This window comes from Sulfitobacter maritimus (assembly GCF_013346665.1).
Taxonomy (GTDB): Bacteria; Pseudomonadota; Alphaproteobacteria; order Rhodobacterales; family Rhodobacteraceae; genus Sulfitobacter; species Sulfitobacter maritimus.
The window spans coordinates 697,266-715,372 of sequence record NZ_JABVBB010000021.1 but is presented as its reverse complement, the minus strand read 5'-3'; the positions used below and the strand labels follow the sequence as shown (position 1 = coordinate 715,372).

The window sequence follows — 18,107 nt, the reverse complement described above, 5'->3', positions numbered from 1 at the left end:
AAGCTGCAAATAGATTTGCTTTTACGATTGCGGTTAAAACCGGGCGACACCGCTTTCCCTCGCTTTCCTATCATCGGTTTTGTTGCGGCCCATCGCAGCGCTTCCGTCACCGCATTTCAGCAGAAACAGAAACCATGATTCAGAATTTCCAAAAAATCCTCGAAGCCGCACCCTCGCCATTCATGTTGCTGGATCATGAACTGCGCGTGGTCTGGGCCAATGCCGCTTACCTCGACGTCACGGAGCGTGAGGCTGATAAACTGTTTGGTCGCAAAGTGCTTGAGGAGTTCCCAGCCGATCCGGACAGTGAATCGGAACAAATGCTCATTGGGTCATTTGAGCGCGTCCTGCGCAGCGGTGTTGCGGATCACCTGCCGGTCATTCCCTATCCGATCACCGATGCTCAAGGTAGAATTCGTGAGCGTTTTTGGAGCGCGACCCATACGCCGATCCTCGACAGTGAAGGCAAGGTCGAATTTATCTTGCAACACACGCAGGACATTACCGAAGTTTACGACAGCAAGACCAAAGACGCAGGCGCGGTGGGGATGCAGGCCGATATGGTGCGCCGGGCCAGAGAAGTCTCGCAGCAGAACCTCGAACAGGAAACGGCCATCCGCTTTTTCAAACTCATATTTGAACAAGCGCCGAACTTTATGGCCACGTTGATCGGCCCCGACCATGTGTATCGCACCGTGAACGATGCCTATTACCAAGTCGTTGGGCATCGCGAACTTATCGGCAAAACGCTGCGTGAGGCGATACCCGAGATTGAAGGTCAAGGCTTTATCACAATGCTGGACGATGTGTACCGCACCGGCACGGCTGTGCGCCAATCGGGGGCAGAAGCGATTTTGCAGCGCACGCCTGAGGGCCCTCATGAACGGGTCTATGTTGATTTTGTCTTTCAGCCGCTCACCACTGACGCGGGCGACGTGATAGGAATTGTGGTTCAGGGCCACGATGTTACCGCCCAAAAAGTCGCCGAGGCCAATCTGCGCGAGGCTGAAGAACGGTTTCGCTCTATGGCGCATGTCATGCCGGTCCATGTCTGGACAGCATCGCCAGATGGGCGGCTGGATTGGCTCAGTGATCAGATCTACAGCTACGCAGGCGCGGAACCAGGCTCGCTTGAGGGCGATGTCTGGCCTTCCATCATCCACCCTGACGATCGCGATGCTGCAATAGAAGTGTGGACTTCCACACTCCGTAATCAAACGAAATACGAAACCGAATTCCGCATCCGGCGGGCGGATGGGGTTTATCGCTGGCATATCGTGCGGGCGACGCCGATCCGTGATGCAGAAGGCAACCTGTCGCGGTGGGTGGGGACCAATTCCGACATTCACGACCAGAAAGCCATGTCTCAACAGTTGGTTGACCTTAACACCACGCTGGAAGAGCGGGTGACCAAGCGCAATCGTGAGCTGGAAGAACTACACACACGCCTCGCGCAAAGCCAAAGGGTTGAGGCGATAGGCAACCTCGCCGGCGGCATCGCGCATGACTTTAACAACCTGTTGCAGGTGATGACCGGCAGCCTGACCATGGCCGCGCGGGAAATGCCTGCTGAAAGCCCAGCACGGGTGCGGATCGACGCTGCGATGCGCGCGGTAGAGCGCGGCGCATCTCTGTCGTCGCAGCTTCTAGCCTTCAGCCGCCGCCAACCGTTGCAGCCCCGGCCCTTGGATCTTCGGGAGTTGCTGGAAGACATTGACGACATGCTGCGCAGCGCTTTGGGCGAAGGCGTGAGCTTTGACATCAAAGCGCCGGACACGCTCTGGCCCGCCTTTGTGGACGCGGCCAGCACGCAAAACGCTGTGCTGAACCTCGCCTTGAACGCCCGCGACGCGCTCGAAGACCGGGGTGCCTTGCGCATCGCAATTGCGAACAAGGAGTTCACAGCGAAAGACCTTGAAAACGAGCCGGAAATGTCCCCCGGTAAATATGTCGAGATCAAAGTCATGGACAACGGGCCGGGCATTCCGCCAGAAACACTTGAGAAAGTGTTCGACCCTTTCTTTACCACCAAACCGGTGGGCAAAGGTACCGGCTTGGGCCTGTCGACCGTTTACGGCTTTGCCCGCCAGTCGGGCGGACGCGTGACCATCGAAAGCGTGGTGGGTGCTGGCACGACTGTCAGCCTGCTTTTGCCCCGCGCGCAGGACGCTGCCGAACCCTTGCGGTGGCATGACACGGACGACATCAAAGGCGGTACTGAAACCGTGCTTTTGGTCGAAGACGATGCCGAAGTGCGCGATGCGACTTCGGCGATGCTAAGCGATTTGGGCTACCGCGTACGCAGTGCGCAGGACCCGGCAGCGGCGCTGAGCCTTGCGCAGGTGGAACCGGATTTTGACCTCGTGATCTCTGACGTGGTGATGCCCGGCAAGATGACCAGCCGCGAACTGGCCAATATTTTGCAGGCCGAACACCCGGGGCTGCCGTTCCTGTTCATCTCTGGCTATTCGCAAGACGCGATCGTGCGCGACGGGCGGGTCGATGCCGGCGTGAACCTGCTGAGCAAGCCCTTCACCCATGATGCCTTGGCCCTGCGCGTTCGTGAGGCACTTGATGAAAGCGGAAGGTCCACAGCAGACCAGACCCCTGATCGCCCCCGCCGCATATTGCTGTGCGAGGATGACGCGCTGATCCGCTTGGATATCGCTGATATCTTGGAAAGTCTGGGAACCAATGTGACCGAAACCGGCACCGGGCAAGAAGCGCTGCAGATGCTGAAGACGGGCGCGTTTGATGCGCTGCTGATAGATGTGGGGCTGCCGGATATCTCTGGCGAGGAGGTTGCGATCAAAGTGCGCGATAGCCTGCCGGACATCCCGATCATCTTTGCCACAGGCCAATCTGATGTGCCCGCAGCACGGAAGCTGGGCAATTGCGCAGTTGTCAACAAACCCTTCGGGGACCGCGATCTTGCGCGTGCGCTTGAGCAGGTCGGGGTGCTGCCAAAGACCAAAACGCTGGCGTCGGCATAGGGTTTTCGCAAGGGAAATTGGTGCATTGCGCGGCTAAATCAGCGCGCGAGGGGGCGTTTGGGCGGGTTTTTCGAAAAAAATCCGTACCGGGGGGCAAGGCGACTTGGCTTTGGCTCATTGTCCGCTACCTTACTCCGCGGAAGGGGCGCTATGCCCTTAAAGCATCGTATTTCAAGGAGTTTGCCCCGTTATGAAATCCCCTCAATTTGTTGCTGCAACCGCCCTGAGCCTTGGCGCGCTGTTCGCCACGGCGGCACAGGCTGAAATTACCGTGTCGTCAAAGATCGACACCGAAGGGGGGCTTTTGGGCAACGTCATCGCACTTGCACTCGAAGACGCGGGCCTGCCGGTGGAGCGGCGTCTGCAACTGGGCGGCACGCAGGTCGTGCGCGAGGCGCTCATGGCCGACCAGATCGACATTTATCCCGAATACACAGGCAACGCGGCGTTCTTCTTTAGCGAAGCGGAAAGCGATGTTTGGAAAGATGCCAAAGCCGCCCATGCCCGCGCGGCAGAGTTGGACAAGGCTGAAAACGACGTCGTCTGGCTCGATTCCGCCCCGGCCAACAACACTTGGGCCATTGCCGTGACAGGGCCGCTGGCCGAAGAGAACAAGCTGGTCACGATGTCTGATTTCGGCGCTTGGGTGGCCGATGGGGGTGATGTAAAGCTCGCCGCATCCACCGAGTTTGTATCCTCTCCTGCCGTTCTGCCCGCTATGCAAGAGACCTATGGCTTTACCCTGTCGGAAGACCAGACCGTGATCCTGTCGGGTGGCGACACCGCAGCGACAATCCAAGCGGCAGCGCGTGGCACCTCGGGCGTTAATGCGGCAATGGTCTATGGCACAGATGGCGGTGTTGGCGCGACCGGGCTGGTGGTGATGGAGGACGACAAAGGCGTTCAGCCTGTCTATGAACCCGCGCCCATCGTTCGGGCCGAGGTGCTGGAAGAATACCCCAAGATTTCTGAAGTGCTGAACCCCATCTTTGCGGGCCTCGACATGGCGACCCTGCAAAAGCTGAACGGGCGTATTCAAGTCGGCGGTGAACCTGCCGAAAAGGTCGCGCGTGATTACCTGACCGAGACCGGGGTTCTGGACTGATCTCCGCAATATCCGTGAAAACGACCGGTGCGGGCCTTTCCGCACCGGGTTTGCTCTTTGCTGTGGCGGGTTTGGCCGCGCTGCTGTCACCTTTTATGACACTTGCAGCGAACCGGATCGTCGCGGGGGAGGGCATTTTCCTGTGGAACATGGCTAGCGCAGGCGCGGTGATACCCGGCGCGGCTGCCGTGCTCGCGGGTTTGGGCCTTGGGTTGCTGCAACAGCCTGCATCTCTGCGGTTTGCCGGGGCCGTGCTGGGGTTGGGCGGGGCGCTATGGCTTCTCACGCAGGGCGCCAGCAGCCTTTTAGCTGAAACGGGCGAATACGCGCGGGTCTCTCCGGCTGTTGGGTTCTGGGTCTTGCTGGTGGTGTTGATGCTGCTGATGGCCGATGCGCTGACGGCGATGGCCCCCAGACCATTAACGCGTGGTGCAATATTGGTCGCTATCCTCAGCGCTCTGGGGCTGATCCTTTGGTCAGGGGCGCTGTCTGATCTGTCGGTCATGCAGGAATTTGCCAGCCGCCGCGATGCTTTCCTGCGCGAGACGATGCGCCATCTGGGGCTTGCCTTCGGCTCGCTCGCGGCGGCTGTGGTGATCGGCTTTCCGCTGGGCATACTGGCGCATCGACGTGCCGCCTTGCGCAGCGCAACCCTTCCGGTGCTGAGCTTTTTGCAGACCATCCCCTCGCTCGCCATGTTCGGCCTGATGATACCGATTCTCAGTTGGGTCGGGGCCACGCTGCCCGGCGCGCGGGCTTTAGGCATCGCGGGCATCGGCTTTGCGCCTGCCTTTACCGCGTTGGTGCTCTATTCACTGCTGCCCGTGGTGGGCAACACCGTCGCGGGTCTTGCCTCTGCACCGCCCGCAGCGCTTGAGGCCGCACGCGGTATGGGGATGACCCCCGGTCAGCGCTTGCGGCGCGTGGAACTGCCGCTTGGCCTGCCGATCATCCTGACGGGGCTGCGCATCGTGCTGGTGCAGAACATCGGCCTTGCCGTGATCGCTGGGCTGATCGGCGGCGGGGGATTTGGCACCTTCGTCTTTCAAGGCCTGAACCAAACCGCAACGGACCTGATCCTCTTGGGCGCGTTGCCTACCGTGGTCATGGCCCTCTCGGCCGCCATCGTGATGGACATTTTGGTCGATCTGACCCGCCGCACGCCGAAGGATAAAACATGATTGAGATCGACAGTATCACCAAAGCCTATGGCGCCATCAAGGCTGTGGATGCCGTGTCGATGACGGTGGAGACCGGTACGATCACGGTGATTGTCGGCACCTCCGGCTCAGGCAAAACCACGCTGTTGCGCATGATTAACCGACTAGAGGAGCCAACCTCCGGCGAGGTGCGGATCAATGGCGACTCCACGCTGTCGGTCAAGCCGCATATCCTGCGCAGACGTATTGGCTATGCGATTCAGGGTCATGGCTTGTTTCCGCATTACACCGTGGCGCGCAATATTGCCGCCGTGCCACGGCTGCTGAATTGGCCCAAAGATAAAATCCGCGCACGGGTGGACGAACTGCTTGAGCTCTTCTCAATGGACCCGGCGCAATTTCGCAACCGCTATCCAGCAGAACTGTCGGGCGGGCAGCAGCAGCGGGTAGGGGTCGCGCGGGCGCTGGCGTCACGGCCCGATCTGCTGTTGATGGACGAACCTTTCGGCGCGTTGGACCCGATCATCCGCACCCGCGCCCAAGAGGACCTGCGCCATATCCAACGGCGCTTGGGCTCAACGATCATGTTGGTCACCCACGACATGGAAGAGGCAATCCGGCTTGGCGACCGGGTGGCGGTGATGGATGGCGGCAAGCTGGTGCAATATGCGCCGCCTGCCGAGATTATCGCCAAACCCGCCACCGGCTTCGTGGCCGATATGGTCGGCGATGTGGAACGCCCTCTGCGGCTGTTGTCGCTGGTCCCTCTGTCAGAGGTTGTCGAAGATGGCGCGGCGGAAGGAGAGCCGCTGCCGGCTGACGCCAGCCTGCGCGACGCCTTGTCCGCCTGTCTTTGGACCGGGCGCAACGCCGTGCCTGTGATGCGGGACGGCGCAACGGTCGGGCGAGTCACGCTCACCGCCATCCGGGAACGGGCGGAGATGCGGGCATGACGCCGGGGCTTATCCTGCGCCCACTGTTAATACTGCTGCTGCTGGCGCTGGTGCTGCGCCCAGAGTGGTTTATCCCGCTTTTCGCGCCACTTGCGCCGGAGGGCGGCCCGGTGATCTACACCCGCAGTTCGCTCCTGTCTCTATCGTTGAGCCATCTCGCGCTCGTCGCTGCGGCCTCGGCGGCGGCAACGGTTGTTGCGGTGACGCTCGCGATCCTTGTCACACGCCCCGCCGGTGCCGCCTTCCGCCCGCTGTCGCGGACCATTACGAATATGGGGCAGACCTTTCCTCCGGTGGCGGTCTTGGCACTGGCGGTGCCTGCCTTGGGTTTTGGTGCGGGGCCGACGCTGGTGGCGCTGTTTCTCTACGGTTTGTTGCCGATATTTGAGAATGCGGTCACCGGGCTGACAACCCTGCCACCGGCCACCATGGAAGCGGCCCGCGGCATCGGGTTGAGCCGCTGGCAGCGGCTCATCAAAGTAGAACTGCCGCTTGCGCTGCCAGTGACCTTAACGGGCATTCGCCTGTCAGTCGTTATCGCACTAGGCACGGCGACGATCGGTTCAACCGTGGCGGCACGGACTCTGGGCGAGGTGATCATTGCAGGGCTGCTGACCAGCAACACCGCCTTCGTCTTGCAAGGGGGGCTGGCGGTCGGTCTGTTCGCGGTGCTGATCTATGACGCGCTGGTCCAGTTGGAGCGCTATCTGGCGCGGCGTATGGGCGGCTAGAGACCGCGCTTTTGCCCGGTCGCCAGAACTTGAGTTGCATCCTCAGGTCGATCAAAGGCAAAAGGGCGCGACATTTGCATCGGATTACTCTGCCATGACGTCAATGACATCACCCATTAGCTCTGCGGACCTCACCCGCGCCGCCCGCTTGTCGGTCGCTCCCATGATGGATTGGACCGACCGCCACTGCCGCTATCTGCACCGATTGCTCAGCCGCGAAACCTTGCTCTATACCGAGATGGTCACCGCGCCTGCCTTGGTGCGCGGGGGGGCGTTGCATTTGTTGGACCATGACCCTTCTGAGCACCCTGTGGCGCTGCAGCTCGGGGGATCAGACCCGGCGGAACTGGCGCAGGCGGCGCGGCTGGGGGCGGAGGCGGGGTATGATGAGATCAATCTCAACGTGGGCTGCCCGTCAGATCGCGTTCAGTCCGGCGCTTTTGGGGCCATCTTGATGCTGCAGCCTGCGCTGGTGGCCAAATGTGTGGAGGCGATGCGTGCGGCCTGTGATGTTGAAGTCACGGTCAAATGCCGCATTGGCGTGGACGACCAAGACCCGGCTGAAATCTTGCCCGAGTTTTTGGCCCGTATCGTCGCGGCTGGCTGTACGCGGGTGACGATCCACGCCCGCAAAGCGTGGCTGCAAGGTCTAAGCCCTAAGGAGAACCGGGACATTCCTCCGCTCGATTACGGTCTTGTGCATGAGATGAAAGTGCTGTTTCCCAACCTCCATATCTCCATCAACGGCGGGATCACCTCGCTGGATGAGGCGTTGCGCTTTCTTGAGGGCGGGTTGGATGGCGTGATGGTGGGCCGCAGTGCGTATCACACACCAGCGGATATCCTCGCCACCGCCGACCGGCGCGTTTTTGGGAAGGGCCGTGACAGCAGCGCCGAGGCTGCAGTGCAGGGGATGTTGCCCTATATTGAGGCGCATCTGACCGCTGGCGGGCGTTTGGGTCAGATCACCCGGCATATGCTGGGCTTGTTCGCCGGGCGGCCCGGTGCGCGGCAGTGGCGGCGCATATTGTCGGAAGGGGCGCATAAGCCGGGCGCAGGGCCGGAACTGGTTCTCACCGCTTTGGCCGAAGTTGCCGCGGCGCAAGACCTTGCCACGGCGGGGTAGCGCTTGGGCTGCGGACCAAATGGGCTGCTTGAGTCCCGAGACTTAAGACCGATTGGTCGGGGCTTAGAGCGGGGCGCATGTACGGCGACACAATACATAAAAAGCGCGTCCTGTTTTCGACAAACTTCGGACAAATTTCATCAATTCGCCGCATTTCCGCCACAAGTTTGGGGATAATAGGGCGGGAACAAGGGAATCGAGGGACAGACGGCATGGGTCAGAAACGGACCAAGGCAATTATTCTCAAGGGCCGGGGGGACAATCTGGCCTATTGGAAACCGCAGCGAACGGGCCGCAGGGCTTTTCGCTTTGACGGGATGTTCACCCGTGAGACCTGCCTGACCTTCGCCCGCGCCGCTGTTCCTGCGGCCAATGCAAACCGCGCTCCGGCACGTGCAGGAGCGACGTCGGAGCATTCTGCTTTGATCATCTTGCAAGATATCCTGCACCGCCGGGGAGCCTGAGCGGCTCAGGCCTTGCGGCGGGCCAGTTTCGCGGCGCGGCCACCACGGCGTTTTTTAAGCAAGGCTTCCCGCTCAGGCAGAGCCTTTATCAGTGCCTCTCGTTCAGCGGCGCTCATGCGTGACCACTCGGTAATTTCCTGAATGGACCGCAAGCACCCGGTGCAAATCCGCGCTTCGGGATGCACCACGCAAATGTTGATGCAGGGACTTTGCACTTCGTCGCGCTTCCAGATGTCGTCGGCCGTGTCGTTGTTCATGATGTGGCACTGCTCCGACGCAGGACCTGCAAGCGATCAAGCAGCCCTTGTAAGATATAGCCCGCCGCCACATGGTCGATCACCTCGGCCCGGCGCTTGCGGGTGGTATCAGCCTCCAGCAAGGCGCGTTCGGCGGCCACGGTGGACAGGCGTTCGTCCCAAAAGGTGATGGGCAAGGGCGTCAGCCGGTCAAAGTTGCGTGCGAAGGCCCGCGTCGACTGGCAGCGCGCGCCTTCGGAGCCGTCCATATTGCGCGGCAGGCCCAGCACCAGCCCGCCGATGCGCCGCGCAGCGATGATCTCAGCCAGACGGGCGGCATCGACGCCGAATCTCTTGCGGCGCAGCGTTTCCAGCGGGGTGGCAACGGATTGAAAGCTGTCGCTCACCGCCACGCCAATGGTCTTTTCGCCAAGGTCCAGCCCGATGAGCGCCTGCATCGGGGGCAGGGCGGCGATGAACTCAGCCGTATCGTCAAAAATCATCCTGCCACCCCTGCGCGTTCGCCTGCGGCGCGGATCATGTCGAGCGCCGCGTTGTCGCCGGTAAAGACCTCAAGCGCGTTTTCATAGACTGCGCGGGCCTGATCGGTGTCGCCCAAGACGCCGAGCGAGGTGATCAGCCGCGCCCAATCCTGCGGCGGGCCGCCCTCGGTAGCGAGCCGGTCCGAGAGGCCTGCAACCATGCCGCCGATCATCTCCATCCGGTCATCTGCTGTCATCTCGGAAGCCGCTTCGATGTCATCCGCACTCGGCCCGCGCGCCGGCGCACCGCTGCCGATCTGCGGGATGTCATAAGCCACCCCGGCGAGGGCTGCCACCTGCGGGATCTGTGCGCGGATGGGGTCGATCCACGGCGCATCCTCTGGCCCCCGGCGCAGCAACGCGTCCCAAAGACGGAAGCCCACATCGGGCCGCCCGGTCTGGACCATCATTAGACCGAGGTAGTAGCGTGCCCGGCCATTGTCTTCGTCACGGTTCAGCACTTCGCGCAGGGCGGTTTCGGCCTCGGGCGAGACATAGCCGCCTGCGGCGAGCACCAGCAGCTCGGCATAGTCGGCGATGTCCTTTGCGGTCCGCTCATCCCCTTTCAGGCGCAACACATTGCCCTGTGCTTCGGCGGCGGCGGCGAAATTGCCGATCCGCGCTTCGTTTTGGGCAAGCAGAACGTGGCCCTGCATGTCGTTGGGCCGTTCCTCGACCGTGGCGCGTAACTGCTGAATGAGCTTGAGGTAATCGGCACTCAGCCCTTCGGTCGTGGGGCTGGCGGGCAGGCTGGCCACGGCGGTGGCTTGGTCGGGCCGGTTGCGGCGCATGTCTTCGGCAAAAGCGATACGGTCGGCCAGCGCCAGATCGCCATAGCCGGGCTGGCCGAGTGTCCAGTAAAGCCCAAACGCGCCGCCACCCAGCAGCAGCACCCCAAGCGCCAGCACCCAAGCAGCGGGGCGCCCGCCGGCGCTCGCCGCTTTGTCTTGTGCCGCGTCAGCGGCAAGGATACGGCGTGAGATTTCGGTGCGGATGCGTTGCGCGTCGGCCTCTGGCACCACACCGCGGGCCAAGTCACGCTCCACCTCGGCCAATTGGTCGCGGTAGACCTTAAGGTCATAATCCGCCTGAGCGGGCAGGGGCGTATCGGCCCCCCGCCAAGCGGCCCGCGCCAGCAGACCGCCCACGATTAGCGCCATCGCGCCGGAGATAATCCAGAATGTCATGCCCCCTACCTAACCTTTGCCCGACGCGGACAAAAGACCGCAATTGCGCAGACCCCTGCGGCATATTTAACCAACCTGGGATGATGTCGCAAAACCGCTGGGAAATGCCGTGGTGGCTATTTCGATAATTCGCTCCTAGGCTCAGTACTGACCCCAACCGCCAAGGCGGTCCGAATCTTTGCCGGGAAGGTACGTGATGAAGAAATACTCCGTTTTCGCCGTCGCCCGAGAGGCAATGCGCCACCACAGCGGCTGGCCGCGTGCTTGGCGCGATGCGCAGCCTAAAAGGCGCTATGATGTGATCATCGTAGGGGCAGGCGGGCATGGGCTTGCCACGGCCTATTACCTGGGCAAAAACTTTGGCGTCACCAATGTGGCGGTGCTGGAAAAAGGCTGGCTTGGCGGCGGCAACACCGGGCGCAACACGACGATCATCCGTTCCAACTACCTGCAAGACCCTTCGGCGGCGATCTATGAAAAGTCCCGCAGCCTCTATGAGACTCTGAGCCAAGACCTGAACTACAACGTCATGTTCTCCCCGCGCGGTGTCATCATGCTGGCGCAGACCGAACATGAGGTGCGCGGCTATAAACGCACGGCCCATGCCAACGCCTTGCAAGGGGTAAGCACGGAATTCATCGGGCCAGAGCGTGTGAAACAACTCGTGCCGATTATTAACCTCGACGGGCCGCGCTATCCGGTGCTGGGCGGTTTGTGGCAAGCGCGCGGCGGCACGGCGCGGCATGATGCGGTGGCTTGGGGCTATGCGCGGGCCTGCTCAGACATGGGCATGGACATCATCCAGAAATGCGAAGTCACCGGCGTGCGGCAGACGGGCGGCAAGGTGACAGGCGTCAGCACCACGCGGGGCGATATTGACTGCGATAAGCTCGGGCTGGTGGTCGCCGGGCATTCGGGGCAACTGGCAGGGATGGCGGGCTTCCGTCTGCCGATTGAGAGCGTTGCCCTGCAAGCGCTGGTCAGCGAGCCGATCAAACCGTGCATGGATGTTGTCGTCATGGCCAATACGGTGCATGGCTATATGAGCCAGTCCGACAAGGGCGAGATGGTCATCGGCGGCGGCACAGATGGCTATAACAACTACACCCAACGTGGCAGTTTCCACCACATTGAAGAAACGGTGCGGGCGCTGGTTGAGACTTTCCCCATGATCTCGCGCCTGAAAATGCTGCGCCAATGGGGCGGGATCGTGGATGTGACGGGCGACCGTTCACCGATCCTGTCGAAAACCCCGGTCGAAGGCATCTTTATCAACGCCGGGTGGGGGACGGGCGGGTTCAAGGCGATCCCCGGTTCAGGCTGGGGCTTTGCTGAGTTGATGGCCAAGGGGCATTCCCCGCTCACTCAAGCTTTTGGGCTGGAACGCTTTGCCGAAGGCCGGTTCATCGACGAATCCGTTGCCGCAGGGGTAGCGCATTGATGTTGCGTCTGCGCCACAATCCGCCACCCTGCAATAAAGGGGGGAACGCTTTGCTTCCACGCGCAGTTTCCTGTTCAGACAATGCAATAAGTGGAGCTGAACAATGGCAACCCCTGATCGAAATACAACCGACCGTACCGACCACACAAACACCACCACAACCACCACAACAGCAACCGAGCGCAGCAGCAGCGGCCTTGCGTTTATTGTGGGCGCCGTTGTCGTGGTTGTCGCATTGCTGGCCTATTTCCTCTTTGCTGGCGCGGATGTGGACGGCACGAATGACGTTAACGTCAACGTCGAAGGCGCGGGCGAAACCGCTGGTGAAGCCATTGAAGACACAGGTAACGCCATTGAAGGCGCAGCTGAAGGCACCGCCGACGCTGTTGAAGAAGGCGCTGTCGCGACTGACTAAGACCGCTTTGGCAGCACCTATGCTGCTCTCACATACTAATGAACGCCGTTCTGCGCCCTTGGGCCAGAGCGGCGTTTCGCTGTCCGCCCCCCGCATAGGAGCTTGCCCATGCTGATCCTGACCTGTCCCTGTTGCCATGTCACCGCCGAGGAAACCGAATTCCACGCCGGCGGCGAGGCGCATTTGACACGTATCGGGCCGGGGGGATCTGAGGGGGAATTTGAAAGCTACCTCTTCATGCGGCAAAACCCGAAGGGCGTGCATCTGGAGCGTTGGCGGCATGTTTATGGCTGCGGCAAGTGGTTCCATCTGGCGCGAGACACTGCGACGTTGCACGTTTACGGTGCCTATAGCGCGCAGACCACGGCACCCCCCGATCACATCCGCACCGCGATCAAGGATCGGCATCCGGATTGGCGCTGGCAGGGGGAGGTGAATCAATGAGTGCATTACCAGCTGCGCAGCCCTTAATGACCTTTAACAGCCTGAAGGTGTCCTAAGATGAGCACAAGACTGGCCACAGGCGGCCGCCTATTGAACAAATCCGCTCCGCTAAGTTTTTCCTTTAACGGCAAACAGATGCGCGGCTATGAAGGCGACACGCTGGCCTCGGCGCTTTTGGCGAATGATCAGGTGCTGGTGGGTCGCTCGTTCAAATACCACCGCCCGCGCGGCATCGTCACCTCTGGGCCGGAAGAGCCCAATGCGTTGATGAATCTCGGCCAAGAGGGTCGGTTCGAGCCCAACGCCCGCGCCACCACCACCGAGCTTTTCGACGGGTTGGAGGCGGCGAGCCAGAACCACTGGCCGAGCCTTGAGTTCGACGTAGGTGCGATCAACAAACACCTCAGCCGCTTTCTGCCTGCCGGGTTTTACTACAAGATGTTCATGCATCCGCGCCCGCTGTGGAAACACGTCTATGAGCCGATCATCCGCCATTCGGCGGGTTTGGGCAAAGCGCCGAAGGCGGCAGATGCGGACAATTATGAACACTTCTACGCCTTCTGCGATGTCCTGATTGTCGGCGGCGGGGTCGCCGGGTTGCAAGCGGCTCTGGCTGCCGGGCAGAGCGGCGCACGGGTGATTGTATTGGAGCAGTCCCCCCACTGGGGCGGGCGTGCGCCGGTGGATGGGGGCCGCATTGACGGCGCATCGGTGGAGGATTGGATCGCGCAGACACTGGCCCAACTGCGCGGGATGGAGAATGTCACCCTGCGCGAGCGGACAATGGGCGCGGGTGTCTACGATCACGGCTATGTGCTGGGCTATGAGCGGCTGCGCGATCATACGCCCGACGCACCCGGCCCACGCCACTGTTTGTGGCGCATCAGGGCGGGGCATGTGATCACCGCAACCGGTGCAATCGAACGCCCGTTGAGCTTTGCTGGCAATGACGTACCGGGGGTGATGCTGGCCTCGGCGGTGCGCGACTATGTGACGAATTATGCTGTCTCGCCCGGCGACCGGACCGTGCTGGTGACCAATAATGACAACGCCTATCTCACCGCCATTGCGCTGAAACATGCGGGGCTCGACGTGCCTGCCATCCTCGACGCCCGCGTGTTGCCGCAGGATTCGCAGCTTGTCGCGCAGGCCAAGGCGCTCGGTATTCGGGTGCTGATGGGGCAGGGCGTCTCTTCGGTGCAGGGTAGCAAGCGGGTCACCGGGGTCGCTGTCTGTTCGCAGGCGGGCGAAGGCGCGGTGCTGGAGGAAATTGCCTGCGATGCGGTGGCGATGTCGGGCGGCTGGTCGCCTGTGGTACATCTTTGGTCTCATTGTGGCGGCAAGCTGACGTGGGACAAAGCCCGCGCCTGTTTCCGTCCGGATCAAGACCATCCGCCCACCGGGGCCGATGGCTTGGGCTTTGTCACCCCTGCCGGGGCGGCTGCGGGCATGTTCGCGCTGGATGACGTCTTGCACGATGCCCATGCCGCCGCTGAAGGGGTTGCCACAACGCTAGGGTTCAAACCCGCGCGAGAGGCCCGCTCCCCCGTGGCCGAGCGGCGCGAAGAGGCGCCGATGTCTCCGGTCTGGCAGATGCCGCAGGGGGCGAGTGTCAAGCTGCGGGAAAAGACGTTTCTGGACTATCAGAACGACGTAAAAGTCTCGGACGTGCGGCTGGCCGCGCAGGAAGGGTTTGTCTCGGTCGAACATGCCAAACGCTACACCACGCTTGGCATGGCAACAGATCAAGGCAAGCTGAGCAACATCAACGGTCTGGCCACCCTTGCGGGCGCATTGGATGCTGAAATCCCAAGCGTTGGAACCACGACCTTTCGCCCGCCCTATCACCCGATCTCAATGGGCGCGATTGCGGGCGACGCACGCGGCGATACCTTCCAACCGATCCGTCGCACGCCCTTGTGTGAGTGGCATGAGGCCAATGGCGCGGTGTGGGAGCCGGTCGGCCAATGGCGGCGGCCCTATGCCTATGTGCAAAGCGGCGAAAGCACCCATGACGCGGTGATGCGCGAGGTGACGAACACCCGCCAGAACCTCGGCTTGCTGGATGCCTCGACCTTGGGCAAGCTGATTGTGCGCGGGCCGGACGCGGGACGGTTCCTCGACATGCTCTACACCAATATGATGTCAACGCTGAAGCCGGGCAAATGCCGGTATGGCCTCATGTGCAATGAGAACGGCTTCCTGATCGACGACGGCGTGGTCGCGCGGCTCGATGAACAGACCTTCCTCTGCCATACGACGACGGGCGGGGCCGACAGCATCCATGCGCATATGGAGGAATGGCTTCAGACCGAGTGGTGGGACTGGAAAGTGCATATGGTCAACGCGACTGAGCATTACGCGCAAGTGGCCGTGGTCGGGCCGAACGCGCGGAAGTGTCTGGAAAAGCTCGGTGGGATGGACCTTAGCCGCGAGGCGCTTGGCTTCATGGAGTGGACCGACGGTGAATTGGGCGGCTTCAAAGTGCGGGTCTTCCGCATCTCCTTCTCAGGCGAATTGAGCTATGAGATCGCGGTGGAAGCCGGGCAGGGCCAAGCCTTCTGGGATGCGCTGTTGGTGGCGGGCCATTCCTTGGGCGTCATGCCCTATGGCACGGAATGTCTGCACATCCTGCGGGCCGAAAAGGGCTTCATCATGATCGGGGATGAGACCGACGGTACGGTGATCCCGCAAGACCTTGGGCTGAACTGGGCGATCTCGAAAAAGAAGGACGACTACCTCGGCAAACGCGCTCAACAGCGCAGTCATATGCAAGACCCCAACCGGTGGAAACTGGTGGGGCTGGAGACCACCGACGGCAGCACCCTGCCGGATGGTGCCTATGCGCTTGGTCGGGGGGAGAATGAGAACGGACAAAAGGTCGTGGAGGGGCGCGTCACATCGACCTATCACTCGCCCACGCTCGACCGGGGCATCGCCATGGGGTTGGTGCTGAACGGGCCGGACCGGATGGGCGAAGTGCTCACCTTCCCCGGCACCGATGGCAAGACCTATGAGGCGATGATCGTCGATCCGGTGTTTTATGACCCCAAAGGGGAGAAACAGAATGTCTGAGACTGTCACCGCCTTGAAGAACGCCCGCTATAGCGCTGGAATCGCAGAGATTTCTGAGATTGGCCCTCTTGGCATGATCACCATTCGCGGCGATCTGGACGCGCCTTTCGTGCGCAAGGTGGCCAAGAAAGTCGCCGGGGTCGAACGCCCGGCGCGCGGCATGTGCAACAGCGAAGGCGAAGCAGGCATCGCCTGGATGTCGCCCGATGAATTGCTGCTGTTCTGCCCCCATGTGCAGGTGAGCGAAGTGCTCAATCGGTTGCACGCAGCTTTTGAGGATACCCATACATTCGCCGCGAATGTCTCTGGTGCGCGGGCCGTGTTTCGCGTCGCTGGCCCCCGCGCCCGCGAGGTGCTGGCCAAACTCGCCCCCGTGGACCTCGCGCCTGAAAAATTCACCCCCGGCATGTTCCGTCGCACCCGGGTCGGACAGGTGCCTGCCGCGATCTGGCTGCGCGGGGATGGCAGCTTTCAACTGTTCTGCTTCCGCTCGGTCGCGCAATACATGTTCGACCTGCTCAAAGCCGCCGCCCAACCCGGCAGCGAAGTCGGGTACTTCCAACCAACGACAGAGGTAAACCGGGAGAAAGTCTGACTATTTCGCTCGGAACACTTATCATTTGCAGACGTTGACCTTGACGTTGCTGCTTGATCCCCCTCAAGTGGCCGCAGCGAAATTTCCAAATGAGGAGGCCCAGAAATGGCTTTTGAACTTCCCGATCTCCCCTATGCCCACGACGCGCTTGCATCCAAAGGCATGTCCAAGGAAACGCTGGAATACCACCACGACAAACACCACAACGCCTATGTCACCAATGGCAACAAGGCGATCGAGGGCACCGAGTGGGAGGGCAAGACCCTCGAAGAAATCATCAAAGGCACCTATGACCCGAATGCGGTCGCCCAGAATGGCATCTTCAACAACATCAGCCAGCTGTGGAACCATAACCAGTTCTGGGAAATGATGACCCCGAACGACAGCAAGATGCCCGGTGAGCTGGAAAAAGCGATCACTGAGAGCTTCGGCTCCGTCGATAAGTTCAAGGATGAGTTCAAGACCGCTGGTGCTGGTCAGTTCGGTTCTGGCTGGGCGTGGCTTGTCAAAGACAAGGACGGCGGCCTTAAGGTCACCAAGACTGAAAACGGCGTGAACCCTGTTTGCTTTGGTCAGACCGCGCTGCTGGGCTGTGATGTGTGGGAGCACTCCTACTACATCGACTACCGCAACGCGCGTCCTGACTATCTGTCGAACTTCCTCGACAACCTTGTGAACTGGGAAAATGTCGCCTCGCGCATGTGACGCATCGGACCGCGTTTCGCCACGTCCGCGCTTTTTGCGGATGTGGTTCTCCCAGTCACTGACGCCCACGACGGTGTCGTAGGCTGAGTGAACTGGGAAAATGTCGCCTCGCGCATGTAATCTGACGTCGCAGCTTTAATCCTGCATTTTCAACCCTAAACCCCGCAGACCGTCTGCGGGGTTTTTTCGTCGGAACTTAAAGCCTTTGGCAACTGTTTTTCCACTGACACAACATGTCAAAAGGAGAACCACATGGCCGAGCGGAAGAGATCAAACGACGGGTCGAAAGAGACCGAGAAATTCGTCTCCGACACCGAAACGCCAGATCATGGCGGCCGCGCTGGCGGCGATCTGCAAAAGGACGTTGGCACTCAAGACGCCATGCGCCGTGCTGAAAAGGGCGAGGATGGCGTCACACGCGTCACCGGCGAAGATAAACGTAACCACGGAGAGCCTTCATGACAAAACTCAGCCAAGACACATGGGTGCTGATCGCGGATGGTGAAAAGGCCCTTTTCCTGCAAAACCACACGGATGGCGAAGACCCCTATCTCCAGGTCGTACGCAAGGAAGAGCAGGAGAACCCGCCCACCGGCGAGCAAGCAGCGAACAGACCCGGTCGGATGAGTGATGGTCCAAGCGGACATCGCTCGGCCTTTGAGGACACGGATTGGCATGAGTTGGGCAAGGAGCGTTTTGCCAAAGACTTGTCGGACATTCTGTATAAGCTGGCGCATAAAGGCCGTTATGATCGTCTTGTGCTCGTTGCACCCCCATCGGTGCTTGGCGACCTGCGCAGTGACCTGCACAAAGAGGTGCAGGAGAGGGTTGTCGGAGAAATTCCCAAGACGCTGACCAACCATCCGATCGACGAGATCGAAAAGATCGTCGCAGGCGAACTCGCTGACGCCTGATTTTTTCCCTTGGCGCGGGAA

General features: G+C 61.0%; 18 protein-coding genes. 15 read left to right on the top strand and 3 right to left on the bottom strand.

Going from position 1 to position 18,107, the window contains the following annotated elements; all coding sequences use genetic code 11:
• Nucleotides 1–134: 134 nt before the first annotated feature.
• From HTT03_RS05475 to HTT03_RS05445, 7 genes are all read left to right on the top strand, one after another.
• On the top strand, nucleotides 135–2,993 hold the full coding sequence (locus tag HTT03_RS05475) for a hybrid sensor histidine kinase/response regulator (RefSeq protein ID WP_174858837.1): 2,859 nt from the start codon (nucleotides 135–137) through the stop codon (nucleotides 2,991–2,993).
• Nucleotides 2,994–3,183: 190 nt separating this feature from the next.
• Nucleotides 3,184–4,098, top strand: coding sequence for a glycine betaine ABC transporter substrate-binding protein OsmF (gene osmF / locus HTT03_RS05470; RefSeq protein WP_174858836.1), 915 nt, complete (start codon nucleotides 3,184–3,186; stop codon nucleotides 4,096–4,098).
• 14 nt (nucleotides 4,099–4,112) lie between these two features.
• On the top strand, nucleotides 4,113–5,279 hold the full coding sequence (locus tag HTT03_RS05465; RefSeq protein WP_343035703.1) for an ABC transporter permease: 1,167 nt from the start codon (nucleotides 4,113–4,115) through the stop codon (nucleotides 5,277–5,279).
• A complete protein-coding gene (locus HTT03_RS05460) occupies nucleotides 5,276–6,211 on the top strand; it encodes an ABC transporter ATP-binding protein (RefSeq protein WP_174858835.1) in 936 nt (311 codons plus the stop codon). Before HTT03_RS05465 ends, HTT03_RS05460 begins: the two co-directional genes overlap by 4 nt.
• Complete coding sequence (locus tag HTT03_RS05455) at nucleotides 6,208–6,942, top strand: ABC transporter permease (protein ID WP_174858834.1); 735 nt, start codon at nucleotides 6,208–6,210, stop codon at nucleotides 6,940–6,942. Before HTT03_RS05460 ends, HTT03_RS05455 begins: the two co-directional genes overlap by 4 nt.
• A 94-nt stretch (nucleotides 6,943–7,036) precedes the next feature.
• A complete protein-coding gene (gene dusA / locus HTT03_RS05450; protein WP_174858833.1) occupies nucleotides 7,037–8,068 on the top strand; it encodes a tRNA dihydrouridine(20/20a) synthase DusA in 1,032 nt (343 codons plus the stop codon).
• A 212-nt stretch (nucleotides 8,069–8,280) separates the two neighbouring features.
• On the top strand, nucleotides 8,281–8,532 hold the full coding sequence (locus HTT03_RS05445) for a hypothetical protein (protein ID WP_174858832.1): 252 nt from the start codon (nucleotides 8,281–8,283) through the stop codon (nucleotides 8,530–8,532).
• A gap of 5 nt (nucleotides 8,533–8,537) precedes the next feature.
• On the opposite strand, the gene HTT03_RS05440 is transcribed toward HTT03_RS05445, so the two are convergent.
• The 3 genes from HTT03_RS05440 to ccmI are packed head-to-tail and all read right to left on the bottom strand — an operon-like array spanning nucleotide 8,538 to nucleotide 10,497.
• Nucleotides 8,538–8,789, bottom strand: coding sequence for a DUF1289 domain-containing protein (locus HTT03_RS05440; protein WP_174858831.1), 252 nt, complete (start codon nucleotides 8,787–8,789; stop codon nucleotides 8,538–8,540).
• Complete coding sequence (gene ruvX / locus HTT03_RS05435) at nucleotides 8,786–9,271, bottom strand: Holliday junction resolvase RuvX (RefSeq protein ID WP_174858830.1); 486 nt, start codon at nucleotides 9,269–9,271, stop codon at nucleotides 8,786–8,788. Before ruvX ends, HTT03_RS05440 begins: the two co-directional genes overlap by 4 nt.
• Nucleotides 9,268–10,497: a c-type cytochrome biogenesis protein CcmI gene (gene ccmI, locus HTT03_RS05430; RefSeq protein WP_174858829.1), complete on the bottom strand. Its 1,230-nt coding sequence runs from the start codon at nucleotides 10,495–10,497 to the stop codon at nucleotides 9,268–9,270. Before ccmI ends, ruvX begins: the two co-directional genes overlap by 4 nt.
• Nucleotides 10,498–10,693: 196 nt before the next feature.
• Between ccmI and HTT03_RS05425 the strand changes: the two genes are divergently transcribed.
• The 8 genes from HTT03_RS05425 (at nucleotide 10,694) to HTT03_RS05390 (ending at nucleotide 18,086) form a co-directional block, all read left to right on the top strand.
• Nucleotides 10,694–11,938 carry a sarcosine oxidase subunit beta family protein gene (locus tag HTT03_RS05425; protein ID WP_174858828.1) on the top strand — a complete coding sequence of 415 codons (1,245 nt, stop codon included), beginning with the start codon at nucleotides 10,694–10,696 and terminating at the stop codon, nucleotides 11,936–11,938.
• A gap of 103 nt (nucleotides 11,939–12,041) precedes the next feature.
• Nucleotides 12,042–12,353, top strand: coding sequence for a hypothetical protein (locus HTT03_RS05420; protein WP_174858827.1), 312 nt, complete (start codon nucleotides 12,042–12,044; stop codon nucleotides 12,351–12,353).
• Between the two features lie 108 nt (nucleotides 12,354–12,461).
• A complete protein-coding gene (locus HTT03_RS05415) occupies nucleotides 12,462–12,797 on the top strand; it encodes a sarcosine oxidase subunit delta (protein ID WP_174858826.1) in 336 nt (111 codons plus the stop codon).
• Between the two features lie 57 nt (nucleotides 12,798–12,854).
• Nucleotides 12,855–15,872 (top strand): sarcosine oxidase subunit alpha family protein, encoded by a 3,018-nt coding sequence (locus tag HTT03_RS05410; protein WP_174858825.1) that lies wholly within the window; start codon nucleotides 12,855–12,857, stop codon nucleotides 15,870–15,872.
• Nucleotides 15,865–16,467 carry a sarcosine oxidase subunit gamma gene (locus HTT03_RS05405; protein ID WP_174858824.1) on the top strand — a complete coding sequence of 201 codons (603 nt, stop codon included), beginning with the start codon at nucleotides 15,865–15,867 and terminating at the stop codon, nucleotides 16,465–16,467. The genes HTT03_RS05410 and HTT03_RS05405 overlap by 8 nt, the downstream gene beginning before the upstream one ends.
• A 105-nt stretch (nucleotides 16,468–16,572) precedes the next feature.
• A complete protein-coding gene (locus HTT03_RS05400) occupies nucleotides 16,573–17,172 on the top strand; it encodes a superoxide dismutase (protein ID WP_174858823.1) in 600 nt (199 codons plus the stop codon).
• A 252-nt stretch (nucleotides 17,173–17,424) separates the two neighbouring features.
• The gene (locus tag HTT03_RS05395) at nucleotides 17,425–17,634 is read left to right on the top strand and encodes a hypothetical protein (protein ID WP_174858822.1); all 210 of its coding nucleotides are present in this window, start codon (nucleotides 17,425–17,427) and stop codon (nucleotides 17,632–17,634) included.
• Nucleotides 17,631–18,086 carry a host attachment family protein gene (locus HTT03_RS05390; RefSeq protein ID WP_174858821.1) on the top strand — a complete coding sequence of 152 codons (456 nt, stop codon included), beginning with the start codon at nucleotides 17,631–17,633 and terminating at the stop codon, nucleotides 18,084–18,086. The genes HTT03_RS05395 and HTT03_RS05390 overlap by 4 nt, the downstream gene beginning before the upstream one ends.
• Nucleotides 18,087–18,107: the final 21 nt, after the last annotated feature.